The 14,272-nt window shown below is 69.6% G+C and carries 13 protein-coding genes; all 13 read left to right on the forward strand.

The window, feature by feature from the left end:
• Window positions 1-8 precede the first annotated feature (8 nt).
• The 13 genes from uraD (PHA84_RS05840) to PHA84_RS05900 all read left to right on the forward strand — a co-directional run bounded on the left by uraD (PHA84_RS05840) (window position 9) and on the right by PHA84_RS05900 (window position 14,104).
• Complete coding sequence (gene uraD / locus PHA84_RS05840) at window positions 9-1,940, forward strand: 2-oxo-4-hydroxy-4-carboxy-5-ureidoimidazoline decarboxylase (protein WP_270887164.1); 1,932 nt, start codon at window positions 9-11, stop codon at window positions 1,938-1,940.
• 1 nt (window position 1,941) lies between these two features.
• Complete coding sequence (gene uraD / locus PHA84_RS05845; RefSeq protein WP_270887165.1) at window positions 1,942-2,436, forward strand: 2-oxo-4-hydroxy-4-carboxy-5-ureidoimidazoline decarboxylase; 495 nt, start codon at window positions 1,942-1,944, stop codon at window positions 2,434-2,436.
• Window positions 2,436-2,762: a hydroxyisourate hydrolase gene (uraH, locus tag PHA84_RS05850; protein ID WP_270887166.1), complete on the forward strand. Its 327-nt coding sequence runs from the start codon at window positions 2,436-2,438 to the stop codon at window positions 2,760-2,762. Before uraD (PHA84_RS05845) ends, uraH begins: the two co-directional genes overlap by 1 nt.
• Before the next feature lie 182 nt (window positions 2,763-2,944).
• Window positions 2,945-3,757 (forward strand): hydroxypyruvate isomerase family protein, encoded by an 813-nt coding sequence (locus PHA84_RS05855; protein WP_270887524.1) that lies wholly within the window; start codon window positions 2,945-2,947, stop codon window positions 3,755-3,757.
• Window positions 3,663-4,673, forward strand: coding sequence for a 2-hydroxy-3-oxopropionate reductase (locus tag PHA84_RS05860; RefSeq protein ID WP_270887167.1), 1,011 nt, complete (start codon window positions 3,663-3,665; stop codon window positions 4,671-4,673). The genes PHA84_RS05855 and PHA84_RS05860 overlap by 95 nt, the downstream gene beginning before the upstream one ends.
• 188 nt (window positions 4,674-4,861) lie before the next feature.
• Window positions 4,862-6,631: a glyoxylate carboligase gene (gene gcl / locus PHA84_RS05865; protein WP_442952850.1), complete on the forward strand. Its 1,770-nt coding sequence runs from the start codon at window positions 4,862-4,864 to the stop codon at window positions 6,629-6,631.
• 9 nt (window positions 6,632-6,640) lie between these two features.
• Window positions 6,641-7,771, forward strand: coding sequence for a glycerate kinase (locus PHA84_RS05870; protein WP_270887169.1), 1,131 nt, complete (start codon window positions 6,641-6,643; stop codon window positions 7,769-7,771).
• Window positions 7,768-8,694, forward strand: a complete 927-nt coding sequence (locus PHA84_RS05875) for a fumarylacetoacetate hydrolase family protein (protein WP_270887170.1) — start codon at window positions 7,768-7,770, stop codon at window positions 8,692-8,694. The genes PHA84_RS05870 and PHA84_RS05875 overlap by 4 nt, the downstream gene beginning before the upstream one ends.
• A complete protein-coding gene (gene allB / locus PHA84_RS05880; protein WP_270887171.1) occupies window positions 8,691-10,028 on the forward strand; it encodes an allantoinase AllB in 1,338 nt (445 codons plus the stop codon). Before PHA84_RS05875 ends, allB begins: the two co-directional genes overlap by 4 nt.
• Complete coding sequence (locus tag PHA84_RS05885) at window positions 10,025-10,888, forward strand: bifunctional allantoicase/(S)-ureidoglycine aminohydrolase (RefSeq protein ID WP_270887172.1); 864 nt, start codon at window positions 10,025-10,027, stop codon at window positions 10,886-10,888. The genes allB and PHA84_RS05885 overlap by 4 nt, the downstream gene beginning before the upstream one ends.
• Before the next feature lie 98 nt (window positions 10,889-10,986).
• Window positions 10,987-11,676 carry a GntR family transcriptional regulator gene (locus tag PHA84_RS05890; protein ID WP_270887173.1) on the forward strand — a complete coding sequence of 230 codons (690 nt, stop codon included), beginning with the start codon at window positions 10,987-10,989 and terminating at the stop codon, window positions 11,674-11,676.
• A 152-nt stretch (window positions 11,677-11,828) separates the two neighbouring features.
• Window positions 11,829-13,376: an NCS1 family nucleobase:cation symporter-1 gene (locus PHA84_RS05895; RefSeq protein ID WP_270887174.1), complete on the forward strand. Its 1,548-nt coding sequence runs from the start codon at window positions 11,829-11,831 to the stop codon at window positions 13,374-13,376.
• Entirely contained in the window at window positions 13,373-14,104 is a 732-nt protein-coding gene (locus tag PHA84_RS05900) for an aspartate/glutamate racemase family protein (protein WP_270887175.1), read from the forward strand. Before PHA84_RS05895 ends, PHA84_RS05900 begins: the two co-directional genes overlap by 4 nt.
• Window positions 14,105-14,272: the final 168 nt, after the last annotated feature.

Below are 14,272 nucleotides of genomic sequence, written 5' to 3' on the forward strand. Positions count from 1 at the left end.
AGATTCGTATGTCCGTCCAGTCCGCGCCGGCGCCCGTCGCTCAGCGCACCTCGCGTCACCCTGTCGACGAGATCCTGCCGGCACCCAAGCTGGCGATCTACGGCTTCCAGCACGTTCTCGCCTTCTACGCCGGAGCGGTCATCGTTCCCATCCTCCTGGCCAACGCGATCGGCCTGACCACCGCCGAGCTCATCCACCTCATCAACGCGGACCTGTTCACCTGCGGCATCGCGTCCATCATCCAGTCCGTCGGGTTCTGGAAGGTCGGCGTGAAGCTGCCTCTCCTGCAAGGCGTGACGTTCACCGCAGTGTCGCCGATGATCGCGATCGGCACGGCCGCGGGAGGCGGGACCGACGGGCTGCTGGTGATCTACGGCGCGGTCATCGTCGGCGGCCTCTTCACCTTCCTCGTCGCCCCCTACTTCAGCCGCCTCATCCGCTACTTCCCGCCCGTGGTGACCGGTTCGGTCATCACGATCATCGGCTTGGCCCTTCTTCCCGTGGCTGCCGCCGACGCGGCTGGTGGGGCGGGCCCGACCCTGCACCCCGACAGTGGCCGGAACCTGGCGTACGCGCTGGGCACCCTGGCCCTGATCGTCGCGATCCAGCGCATCTTCAAGGGCTTCATGGCAACCGTCGCCGTGCTCCTCGGCCTGGTGCTCGGCACCCTGGTCGCCTGGGCGCTCGGCGACGCCCACTTCGACTCCGTCGGGGGCTCCGGCTGGGTCGGCGTCACGACGCCGTTCAACTTCGGCTGGCCCCGGTTCTCGGTGGCCGCCATCATCTCCATGATCGTGGTCATGCTCATCACTGCGGTCGAGACCACGGGCGACGTCTTCGCCACCGGCGAGATCGTGGAGAAGCGCATCGGGCGTGAGGACATCGCACGCGCCCTACGCGCCGACGGGCTGGCCACCACGATCGGCGGTGTCTTCAACTCGTTCCCCTACACCTGCTTCGCGGAGAACGTCGGGCTCGTGCGGTTGACCCGCGTCAAGAGCCGGTATGTCGTCGCCACGGCAGGGCTGATCATGATCGTCATCGGGCTCATCCCCAAGGCCGGCGCCATCGTCGCCGGGATCCCGCACCCCGTGCTGGGGGGTGCTGCCCTGGCGATGTTCGCGACGGTGGCCGTCGTGGGCTTCCAGACCCTGTCCCGGGTGGACTTCCACGACCACCGCAACGTCGTCATCGTCGCGACGAGCGTCGGGCTGGCGATGTACGTCACGGCCCAGCCTGACGTCGCGAAGGCCGTCCCCCACTGGGCGCAGATCATCCTGGGCTCGGGCATCACGCTCGGCTCGATCACGGCCATCGTGCTGAACTTCCTCTTCCACCATGTCGGGTCCGGCCGCGGTCCGGCAGTGGCCGGCGCGCCGGGCTCGCTGATCCGCCTCTCCGAGGTGAACGAGATGACGCGCGAGGACTTCGTCCAGACGTTCGGTGGACTCTTCCAGGGACCTCGGTGGGTGGTCGAGCGGGCGTTCGACTCCCGACCGTTCGCGGACACGACGGACCTGCGCCGTGCGTTCCAGGAGGCACTGTTCTCGGCGACCGCGGACGAGCAGCGTCAGCTCATCGACGCCTACCCGGACCTCGGGGCACAGAGCGTGGCCGACGGTGAGGCCGGCGCCGACTCACTCCATGACCAGTCTGTCCTCGGACTGACCCGGCTGGACGAGAAGTCCCATGGGGAGCTCTCGGAGCTGACGTCGCAGTACCGCGACCGGTTCGGCTTCCCGCTCGTGACGTGCGTCCGTGACCGCGACTCCTTCGACCAGGTGGTCAGGTCCGGGTGGCAGCGACTGGACAACTCGCCCGCGCAGGAGCATGCCGCGGCCCTGGTCGAGATCGCCAAGATCGCGGGTCACCGGTTCGACGACCTGGTTGCCGACGCCAACCCCATCCACTCGGCGCGAGCCAGGTTCGTGGAGGGCTGAGGTGGGGCTGCCCGAGTTCAACGACCTCGACGAGGACACAGCGCGGGAGCGGCTGGCCGCTTGCCTTCCGGTCCCGCGCTGGGTCCAGGAGGTGCTCGACGGCCGACCGTATGCAGGCTGGCCGGTGCTGGAGCAGCACGCCGCCGCGGCGGCGGCCGTGCTGTCCGACGACGAGCTGGACGCCGCCCTTGCCGGCCATCCGCGCATCGGCGAGCGTCCCTCGAGCCCCGAGCACGAGGCCGAGCTCAGCACCCGGGAGCAGTCCGGGGTGGACGTCGCCGACCCGGAGGTGGCAGCCGCGCTGGCCGATGGGAACGCCGCATACGAGTCGCGGTTCGACCGGGTCTTCATCATCCGCGCCGCGGGGCGGTCGGCGCCGGAGGTGTTGGAGGAGCTGCGCCGCAGACTGCGCAACGACGAGGCCACCGAGCGTCGGGAGACCGTACACGAGCTGCGCGACATCGCCCTGCTGCGCCTGCGAGAGGTAGCCACCTGATGGGGACGCTGAGCACCCACGTCCTGGATACGACGCTCGGTGGTCCTGCGGCCGGGATCCTGGTCCTGCTCGAGTCGCTCGACGGCACATCGCTCGCGGACGGGGTCACGGACGGCGACGGGCGAGTGGCCACCCTCGGACCGGAGCGGCTGGAGCCGGGGGACTACCGGCTGCGGTTCGCGACGGGTGGGTACTTCGCGGCTGCAGGACGGACCGGCTTCTACCCCGAGGTGGTGGTCGTGTTCACCGTCGCGGACGCAGCCGAGCACTATCACGTACCGGTGCTGCTGAGCCCGTTCGGCTACTCCACCTACCGCGGAAGCTGACGCACCGGGTAGCACCGACGACCGACCCGCCGACCCGGGCCCTGACAGGCCGGCTCCCGGATATATGCGCCGGGTTCGGGTCGTGCCCATTGACCAGGCGGCGCCCAGCGGCATACGCTGTACCAAATCGGAAAAGAACTTCCATGATACGGAATATGAGGACCGTGATGACCGACTATCGCCTGCGGTACGAGGTGAACTGCTCGATCCTGTTCACCGAGCTGCCCCTCCTCGAGCGCCCGGCCGCAGCCAAGGACGCCGGCTTCGACGCCATCGAGCTCTGGTGGCCGTGGCCGGACCAGCCGGTGCCCTCCGACGCGGAGGTCGACGCCCTCGTCGCAGCGGTCCAGGACGCCGGGGTCCAGCTCGTCGGACTGAACTTCTTCGCCGGAGACCTGGCAGGGCCGGACTGCGGCGTCCTTTCCATACCGGACCGCGTGCAGGAGTTCCGCGACAACATCGACGCCACCATCGGCATCGGGGAGCGTCTAGGGGTCGGTGCTTTCAACGCGTTGTTCGGCAACCGGGTCGACCAGGCACGTCCGGAGCAACAGGACGAGCTCGGGCGCGAGTCCCTGGCCCTCGCCGCCAAGGCCGCGGACCGTATCGGCGCGACCGTCCTCGTCGAGTCGGTGAGCGGTCCCAAGCCCTACCCGCTGCGCTCGGCGAAGGACGCGGTGACCGTGGTCGACGACGTGCGCGCGACCGGCGCCTCCAACGTCGCCTTCCTGCTGGACCTCTACCACCTCGCCGCGAACGGCGACGACCTCGAGGCGGCGATCTCCCGGTACGCCGACCGCACCGGGCACGTGCAGATCGCCGACGCGCCCGGTCGCGGCGAGCCGGGCAGCGGCGAGCTCGACCTCGACGGCCATCTCGCCCGCCTCGCCCAGCAGGGCTATGTCGGCTGGGTCGGTCTGGAGTACAAGCCGACCACCGCCACCACGCCCGAGAGCTTCGGATGGCTCCCTCGCGAGCGCCGCGCAGCCGGCTGACCCATCAGCGCAACGAAACCAGGAGAACCCTATGAGCACCATCGCCTTCATCGGTCTCGGCATCATGGGCAGCCCCATGGCGGTACACCTCCAGAACGCCGGCCACCGCGTCGTCGGCTTCAACCCTTCCCCGGACAAGACCGCCCCCTTGGTGCAGGCGGGGGGCTCGGCGGCCGGATCGGTAGCCGACGCGGTCCGGGACGCCGACGTGGTGGCCGTGATGGTCCCCGACAGCCCGGACGTCCGGGACGTCCTGACCGGCGAGGACGGCGTCTTCGCCAACGCGAAGGAGGGCACGCTGGTCATCGACTTCTCGAGTATCCGTCCGGACGTGACCGTCGAGCTGGCGAAGACCGCCAAGGCCAAAGGCTTCCGGCTGCTGGACGCGCCGGTCTCCGGCGGCGAGGCCGGCGCCAAGAACGCCGCACTGTCGATCATGGTCGGCGGAGAGGCGACGGACTTCGAGGCGGCACGAGAGGTCTTCGACGCGCTGGGTAGGACGGTCGTCCACGTCGGCGGCAACGGCGCCGGCCAGACCGTCAAGGCTGCGAACCAGCTCATCGTCGCCGCCAACATCCAGGCGCTCGCCGAGGCGGTCGTCTTCCTCGGGGCCTACGGGGTCGACCTGGAGGCAGCGCTCGACGTCCTCGGTGGTGGGCTGGCCGGGTCGAAGGTGCTGGAGCAGAAGAGGTCGGCCATGGCCAGCCACGACTTCACCCCCGGGTTCCGCATCGACCTGCACCACAAGGATCTCGGCATCGTCACCTCAGCGGCTCGAGAGGCTGGCGTGGTCGTACCCGTCGGAGGGCTGCTCGCCCAGCTCATGGCCTCGGCCCGGGCGAACGGCGACGGCGCACTCGACCACTCGGGGCTGCTCCGTGGCGTGGAGCGCCTCTCAGGCCGGCTCAGCGACTGAGCCCGACCACCCCGTACCCCGCCATCTCCCTCGGTTCCCCTCGACCGACGCCCCTCAACGGACCCCCGCCACTCACCCGCCACGCCGCCCCCACCATCCGACCTAGGAGCGCCGGTGTTGTCCGGTGTTCTCACCTCGATCCGCGGGGCCGACCGGCCAGACAGACCAGGAGCATCACCATGGCACGCATGACCGCGGCGCAAGCAGCCGTCGAGATCCTGAAGAAGGAGGGGGTGACCCACCTCTTCGGCCTGCCGGGAGCCGCGATCAACCCCTTCTACAAGGCGATGAAGACGAACGGCGGGCTGCAGCACACCCTCGCCCGCCACGTGGAAGGCGCCTCCCACATGGCAGAGGGCTACACCCGCGCCAAGGCCGGCAACATCGGCGTCTGTGTCGGCACCAGCGGTCCGGCCGGCACCGACATGATCACCGGCCTCTACTCGGCGAGCGCCGACTCCGTCCCGATCCTGTGCATCACCGGCCAGGCGCCGGTGGCGAAGCTTCACAAGGAGGACTTCCAGGCCGTCGACATCGCGGCGATCGCCAAGCCGCTGACCAAGATGGCTGTCACCGTGCTCGAGCCGGCGCAGGTGCCGGGGACGTTCCAGCAGGCGTTCCACCTGATGCGGTCCGGACGCCCGGGTCCGGTGCTCATCGACCTGCCGATCGACGTCCAGCTCGCGGAGATCGAGTTCGACGTCGAGACCTACGAGCCGCTCCCCGTCTACAAGCCGGTCGCAACCCGCCCCCAGGTCGCAAAGGCGCTGGACCTGTTGGAGGCCAGCGAGCGTCCGCTCATCGTTGCCGGTGGCGGCGTCATCAACGCCGACGCGGCGGAGCTGCTCGTCGAGCTGGCGGAGCTCACCGGGGTGCCGGTCGTCCCCACGCTGATGGGCTGGGGCTCCATCCCGGACGACCACGAGCTCAACGCAGGCATGGTGGGCCTCCAGACGAGCCACCGCTACGGCAATGCGACGATGCTCGAGGCGGACTTCGTCCTGGGCATCGGGAACCGCTGGGCCAACCGCCATACCGGTGACCTCGAGACGTACACCCAGGGACGGACGTTCGTCCACGTCGACGTGGAGCCGACGCAGATCGGGCGCGTCTTCGCCCCCGACTACGGCATCGTGTCCGACGCCAAAGCGGCGCTGGAGCTCTTCGTGACCGTGGCGCGGGAGCGGCAGGAGGCCGGACGCCTTCCTGACCGCCAGGGCTGGGCCCAGTCGTGTCAGGACCGCAAGCGCACCCTGTGGCGCAAGACCAACTTCGACGTCACGCCGATCAAGCCGCAGCGCGTCTACCAGGAGATGAACCGGGCGTTCGGCAAGGACGTCAGGTACGTCTCGACCATCGGTCTCTCCCAGATCCAGGCGGCCCAGCTGCTCCACGTCTACAAGGACCGGCACTGGATCAACGCCGGTCAGGCCGGACCGCTGGGCTGGACCGTGCCGGCCGCGCTGGGAGTCGCCACCGCCGATCCGGACTCCCTCGTCGTGGCGCTGTCCGGGGACTACGACTTCCAGTTCATGATGGAGGAGCTCGCCGTCGGTGCGCAGTTCGCCATCCCGTACGTGCACGTCCTGGTGAACAACGCCTACCTCGGCCTGATCCGTCAGTCCCAGCGAGGTTTCGACATGGACTACTGCGTCCAGCTGTCCTTCGACAACGTCAACTCGCCGGAGGTCAACGGCTACGGCGTGGACCACGTCAAGGTGGCCGAGGGCCTGGGGTGCAAGGCCATTCGAGTCACGGACCCCGAGGAGATCCTCCCCGCCCTGGAGAAGGCCAAGAGCCTTGCCCAGGAGTACCGGGTCCCCGTGGTGGTCGAGGTCATCCTCGAGCGCGTCACCAACGTCTCGATGGGGCTCTCGATCGCCGGTGTCACGGAGTTCGAGGCGCTCGCCGAGTCCGGTGCCGACGCGCCCACAGCGCTGTTCGCCAACCTGGACTGAAGACCACAGATGCCCCGGGTCGTCCTCGCTCCAGACAAGTTCAAGGGCACGCTGACCGCCGCCGAGGTCGCGTCGTACCTGCGTGCCGGGCTCTGCTCGGTGTGCCCGGACGCCGAGGTCGTCGTCATCCCGGTCGCCGATGGTGGCGACGGCACCCTGACAGCCGCGGAGGCTGCGGGTTTCGTCCGCGTGCCGGTGCGGACGCACGGCCCGACCGGTATGCCGCACACGTCCGCCTTCGCCAGGCGAGGGTCACAGGCCGTGGTGGAGCTCGCGGACGTCTCGGGGCTCGCCCAGCTGCCGCAGGGTCGCCCGGCGCCACTCACCGCGTCGAGCCACGGCACGGGCGAGGTCATCGCCGCAGCGCTGGACGCCGGGGCCGACCGCATCGTGGTCGGCATCGGAGGTAGCGCCTGCACTGACGGCGGCGCGGGGCTCCTGGAGGCGCTCGGCGCCCGGATCCTCACGGCGCAGGGGCGCCCGGTCGCACCGGGTGGTGGCGGGCTCGCGGACGCCTGCCACCTGGACCTCACGTCATTGCACCCTGCCCTCGCCGTCGCGCAGGTTGTCGTAGCCTCGGACGTCGACAACCCCCTCACGGGTGCCCGAGGGGCCGCTGCCGTGTACGGCCCTCAGAAGGGGGCCGGACCCCAGGATGTGGAGCGCCTCGACACGGCACTCACGCGATGGGCCGACCTCATGGCCGAGGCGACCGGGACAGACCTGCGGGACCACCCTGGCGCCGGGGCTGCCGGGGGCGTCGGCTTCGCCCTGCTCGCGGCCCTCGGAGCGACCCTGCGTGCGGGCGCCGAGCTGGTGTTCGAGCTCACCGGACTGGACGAGGCGCTGGTGAACGCCGACCTCGTCGTCACCGGCGAGGGCTCCCTCGACAGACAGACCTTGCATGGGAAGGCCCCCGCTGCGGTGGCACGAGTGGCGGCAGCCCTCGGCGTGCCCGTCGTCGCGGTGGCAGGACGGGTGACGCTCGACCCGGAGGACCTTGCGACGCTGGGCCTGCGCACCGCGTACTCGCTCGTGCAGGAGGCGGGCTCAGCGAACCTGGCGCTCGCCGCGCCTGGGCCGTTGCTGAAGACCGTCGGAGCACGGATCGCCCGCGAGCAGCTGGTGGATGTGTCGTGAGGCTGGGACGGGTGGGTGCGCCTGGTGCCGAGACCCCGGTCGCGGTCGGTTCGGACGGGGGCCTGTACGACCTGACCGGCGTCACTGCCGACGTCGACGGCTCGTTCCTCGCCACGGAGCTGCGCGCTCTGGTGCCGGACCTGCTGCCGCGGTTCACCGAGGACGTCGCCCGCCGGGGCGCGCCCATCGCCAGACCGGGAAAGATCATCGGTATCGGCCTGAACTACGCGGCTCATGCAGCCGAAGCCGGGATGCCGAGACCTCAGGAGCCGGTGGTGTTCCTCAAGGCGCCCACGTCGCTGTGCGGCCCGGACGACGACATCCGGCTCAGGCCGGGATCGACGACCACGGACTACGAGGTGGAGCTCGGAGTGGTGCTGGGCGGCACGCTGCGTGACGAGGTCGACGAGGCTCGTGCCGCGGAGGCGGTCGCCGGTTACGTCCTGGCGCAGGACGTCTCCGACCGGGCGCTCCAGCTGCAGCGGGGCGGGACCTGGACCAAGGGCAAGTCCGCCGACACCTTCTGCCCGGTCGGACCGTGGCTCGTGACGCCCGACGAGCTGGGAGACCCGGGCGAGGTCCGCCTGCGGCTGCGCGTCAACGGCCGCGTCCGGCAGGACGCCGTGACCAGCGACATGATCTTCACCGTCCCTGAGCTCCTCTGTTACGTCAGCAGCCTCATGACGCTCGAGGCTGGTGACCTGCTGCTCACCGGCACACCGGCCGGGGTCGCCATGGGCCACGCCGAACCCCGGCCCTACCTGCGGCACGAGGATCTGGTCACCGCAGACGGCGGCGTGCTCGGCAGCCATCGCAACAGGGTGCTCGACCCGGCGCTGTGCCGGCCCATAGGCGCGCGAGCCAGCGGCAGGATGAGCACACGGCATACGGTCGAGGCAGGACGAGGAGGTGGGCAGCGATGAAGGGAGACGTGGTCCTGCGGGCACGCCGGGCCGTTGTCGACGGCCTGGAACGCGGCGCCTGCGTCGTGGTCCGCGACGGTCGGGTGGCGGCCGTCGGGCCGTACGACGCGGTGCCTGAGGGCAGCCACGTCGTCGAGCTTGCCGACGACGAGGTGCTGCTGCCCGGGCTGGTCGACACGCACGTGCACGTCAACGAGCCAGGGCGCACGGACTGGGAGGGGTTCGCGAGCGCTACGCGAGCTGCAGCCGCCGGTGGCGTCACGACGATCATCGACATGCCACTCAACAGCATCCCGCCCACCGTCAGCGTGGCGGCACTGGAGGTGAAGCGGGCCGCCGCCCGCGACCAGTCCTTCGTGGACGTCGGCTTCTGGGGCGGTGCCATCCCGGGCAACCTGGCTGACCTTCACCCGCTGCACGACGCGGGCGTCTTCGGCTTCAAGTGCTTCCTCCTCCACTCCGGCGTGGAGGAGTTCCCCCACCTGGACGCGGAGGGCCTGCGCGCAGCCCTCACCGAGACGGCGGCCTTCGACGGCCTCGTCATCGTGCACGCCGAGGACGAGCACACCATCGAGACGTCGGTCCAGCCCGGCGGTCGTGCGTATGCCGCCTTCCTGGGGTCGCGTCCGAAGGTGGCCGAGGAGCGAGCGATCGCGCAGGTCGTCGAGGCCGTGCGGGTCACCGGTGGGCGGGCGCACATCCTGCACCTGTCGGACGCGGACGCCCTTCCGCTGCTGGCGCAGGCCCGTCGCGAAGGGCTCCGGCTCTCGGTCGAGTCGTGCCCGCACTACCTCACCCTCGAGGCGGAGGAGATTTCGGACGGCGCCACGCAGTTCAAGTGCTGTCCCCCCATCCGTGAGCACGACAACCGTGAGCGGCTCTGGGCCGGTCTCGAGGACGGGACCATCGCCACGGTCGTATCTGACCACTCGCCCTGCACCCCGGACCTCAAGCGGTTCGCGACGGGGGACTTCAGCGAGGCCTGGGGTGGCATCGCCTCCCTCCAGCTGGGGCTTTCCGCGGTATGGACCGAGGCGCGCCGCAGGGGGCACGGGCTGGCCGACGTGGTGCGGTGGATGGCGCAGGCGCCCGCCGACCAGGTGCGCCTGACCGACCGCGGACGGATCAGCGTGGGCGCGGTGGCCGACTTCGCCGTCTTCGCGCCGGACGACGCCTTCGTGGTCGACGTGGCTGCGCTGCATCACAAGAACCCCGTGTCGGCGTACGCCGGCCGCAAGCTCACCGGTACCGTCCGCCAGACCTGGCTGGACGGCAGCCCGCTCGACCTCGAGGCCGCGCCGCGCGGCCGTCTCCTGCAGAGAGGACAGTCATGACGCCCAGCGACTCCGCCACCCCGGTCGCGCGCACAGCGCGGTACTACGCGCCGGCCGGTGGGTTGCCGCCGCAGACGCAGCTCACCACGGACCGGGCCGTGTTCACCCAGGCGTACGCGGTGCTCCCGCGCGGCACCATGACCGACATCGTCACCAGCAGCCTGCCGTTCTGGGAGGGGACTCGCTTGTGGGTGGTCGCCAGGCCCCTGTCCGGGTTCGCCGAGACGTTCTCCCAGTACATCGTCGAGGTCCAACCGGGAGGCGGCAGCGACCGCCCGGAGCTCGACCCTGGCGCCGAAGGGGTGCTGTTCGTCGTCTCCGGGGAGCTCACGCTCACGCTGGGGGAGGAGCAGCACCTGCTGGCTGAGGGCGGTTACGCCTTCCTGCCGCCGGGACAGCAGTGGACGCTGCGCAACGCCGGCCAGCGAAGCGCCACCTTCCACTGGGTCCGCAAGGCGTACCAGCGCGTCGACGGCGTGGAGGCGCCCTCGGCCTTCGTGACGAACGAGGTGGACGTCGAAGGCGTCGAGATGCCGGACACCCAAGGAGCGTGGCGCACGCAGCGGTTCGTCGACCCGCTCGACGTGCGGCATGACATGCACGTCAACATCGTCAGCTTCGAGCCCGGTGGAGCGATCCCGTTCCCCGAGACCCATGTCATGGAGCACGGCCTGTACGTCCTCGAGGGCAAGGCGGTGTACCTGCTGAACAACGACTGGGTGGAGGTCCAGGAGGGCGACTTCATGTGGTTGCGCGCCTTCTGCCCGCAGGCCTGCTACGCCGGCGGACCCGGGCGGTTCCGCTACCTTCTCTACAAGGACGTCAACAGGCACGCGACGCTGAGCCGGCAGCTGGTCTAGCAGACGGCGCGGCAGTGCGCCGGGCATGATGGGGCGGGTTGGGCGCGGGTGGACCGGTCGGGTCGCCGGACATGGCGCAGGTGGAGGCAGGTGAGCCGATGACGCAGCCACGACGCCAGTCGGGGATCGTGAGCCTGCTCGTGCGCGAAGGGAGCTACGCGACGGGTCCTCAGGTGCTGTCCGAGCTCCGCCGGGTCATCGTCTCGGGACAGGTGCCGCCGGGCAGCCCGATCCCGCTCGACGACGTCGCCGCCTTCTTCGGGGTCAGCCTGATCCCGGTGCGCGAGGCGCTGAAAACCCTTCTCGGAGAAGGGCTTCTCGCTCATCAGCCGCGGCTGGGCTATACGGTCACGGCCTTGTCCTCGGCGGAGCTCGAAGAGCTCTACGTCGTGCGGGGCGCCCTGGAGGCGGCCGCCCTGGACGCTGCCGTCCGGCAGTCCACCGCTGCGGACCACGCCCGCGCCACCGCGATCCACGCGAAGCTCGTCGACGCCGTGGCGACGAGGGATGCGGCGGGCTTCCAGCACGCGAGCCGCGACTTCCACGAGGCGCTGCTGGCGCCCTGTCGTATGCCGCGCCTGCTGCACATGCTCGACATCGCGTGGAACCTCACCGAGCCGTTCCAGACGATGATGCAGCTCACGGAGGACGAGCGGGCCGAGCTGCGGGCGGACCACGAGGCCATGCTCGCCGCCTTCACCGCACGTGACGCCGAGCGGCTGAGGGCCGTCAGCGGTGAGCACCACGACCGCCTCGCCGCCTGCATCGCCAGGTTGTCGCCCAGGTAGGACGATACGTCCGGTTGTTACCGTTCCAGACCTCGTCGGTGACGTTCGTGTGTCGGGAGGGGCGGAGATATACCCAGATATACGGTTCCGGATACACCACGGAAACTGTTCTCTCCCTAGGGTTTACGCAATCCGAGACCCAGGAGGTCACCGTGACCGAGCTCCAGCAGCCCCTCACCGAAGAAGCCGCCCATGCGGCCGGATTCGCCACCCACACGGGTGAGCACGACCATGGCGCCGGCGTCGGGCTGATCAAGCCCGGCTACGACAAGCGCCTCACCAACGAGGACCTTGCACCGCTGAAGGAGCAGACCTGGTCCTGGTACAACATCTTCGCCTTCTGGATGTCGGACGTGCACAGCGTCGGCGGCTACCTCACCGCCGGAAGCCTGTTCGCCCTGGGCCTGACGAGCTGGCAGGTCTTCGTCTGCCTCATTACCGGCATCACCATCGTGCTGTTCTTCTGCAACCTCGTCGCGAAGCCCAGCCAGCGCACCGGCGTGCCGTACCCAGTCATCTGCCGCTCGGTCTTCGGGGTCCTGGGCGCCAACATCCCGGCCATCATCCGAGGGCTCATCGCCGTCGCCTGGTACGGGATCCAGACCTATCTCGCCTCGGCCTCGCTCGACATCCTGCTGGTCCGGATGTTCCCTGGCCTGGCCCCCTTCTCCGACGTCGGCCAGCACGGCCTCCTGGGGCTCAGCGCGCTCGGCTACGTCACGTTCGCCATCCTCTGGGTCGCCCAGGCAGCGGTGTTCTGGACCGGAATGAACACCATCAAGAGGTTCATCGACTTCGCCGGCCCGGCCGTCTATGTCGTCATGGTGGTCCTCTGCGTCTACCTGCTGGTCAAGTCCGGCTGGAGCATCAACCTCAACCTCTCCGACCACCAGCTGAGCGGCACCCAGGTCTTCACCACCATGCTCGCCGCGACTGCGCTCGTCGTGTCCTACTTCTCCGGACCGATGCTCAACTTCGGTGACTTCTCGAGGTACGGGCGCACGTTCGAGGACGTCAGGAAGGGCAACTTCTGGGGGCTGCCCGTCAACTTCCTCTTCTTCTCGCTGCTGACCGTCCTCACCGCCGCCGCGACCCTGCCGGTGTACGGCAAGCTCATCACCGACCCGGTGGAGACCGTCGGACACATCGACAACACCTTCGCGCTGGTCCTGGCCGCGCTGACCTTCACCACGGCCACCATCGGTATCAACATCGTGGCGAACTTCGTCTCGCCGGCGTTCGACTTCTCCAACGTGAGCCCCCAGAAGATCAGCTGGCGCATGGGCGGCATGATCGCCGCCGTCGGCTCGGTCCTGCTCACCCCCTGGAACCTCTACAACAGCCCGGAGACGATCCACTACACGCTTGACACGCTCGGCGCCTTCATCGGTCCGCTCTTCGGCGTCCTCATCGCGCACTACTACATCGTCCACAAGCAGCGGGTCTGCGTCGACGACCTCTTCACCCTCGACGAGAACGGTGCCTACCACTACACCCGGGGCTACAACGCCGCCGCGATCTACGCCACGGCGATCGCCGCCGCCTCGGCCCTCGCGGCGGTCTTCGTGCCCGGCGTCAACCGGTTCGACGACTACAGCTGGTTCATCGGGTGCGGAGTGGGACTCGCCGCCTACGCCCTCATCGCCCCGCGCCTCGGAGTGCACGAGCACACCCTGGACACCAAGGCGTGCGTGCGATGACCATCCGGCTCACAGTCGTGAACCCCAACACGACGCAGTCCATGACGGACCTCGTCGAGGCCCAGGCTCGTCTGGTGGCAGGCGCTGACACGGTCGTCACGGGACGGACCCCGACGATGGGCCCCGCGTCGATCGAGAGCCACTACGACGAGGCGCTGGCCGTGCCGGGTCTGCTCGAGGTCGTCCGTGCCGACCACGACGCCGACGCCTTCGTCCTGGCCTGTTTCGGAGACCCCGGTCTGGACGCTGCTCGTGAGGCGGCGTCCAGGCCGGTCATCGGGATCGCAGAAGCCGCCATGAAGACCGCGTCGCTGCTCGGCCGGTCCTTCAGCGTCGTCACCACGATGAGCCGGACGGTGGGGCGCGCCTGGGACCTGACCAGGACGTACGGTCTCGAGCGTCAGTGCGCTGGCGTCCATGCCTGCGACATCCCGGTGCTGGAGCTGGAGGAGGACCGGGCCCGGACGTACGCCGTGATCCTGTCCTTCGCGAAGAGCGCCCTGGCCCAGGACGGCAGCGACGCCATCGTCCTGGGCTGTGCGGGTATGGCCGGGCTCCCGGAGCTGCTCACTGACGAGCTGGGGGTCCCCGTCGTCGACGGCGTCGCGGCTGCCACGGTCCTGGCAGAGGGTCTCGTACGGATGGGTCTGCGCCCCAGCACGCACGGGGAGCTGGCGCCTCCACCACCCAAGACCTACATGGGGGTGCTGAGCCAGTTCGGACGGTGAGGGGCCGGAGATCAGCCGCCCCCCGGTGGTCGTCCAGGCCGTGTGCGAGCGGCTGCCCACCATGAGAGAACTCCACCCAAACCCTTGATTCAACAGAATGTTGAGAATAGCGTCGCTCCATCGCGCGACCGCTGTTCTGCATGGATAACCGGCGGATCGCAGGCCCGA

The organism is Pedococcus sp. 5OH_020 (genome assembly GCF_027812955.1).
Classification (GTDB): Bacteria; Actinomycetota; Actinomycetes; order Actinomycetales; family Dermatophilaceae; genus Pedococcus.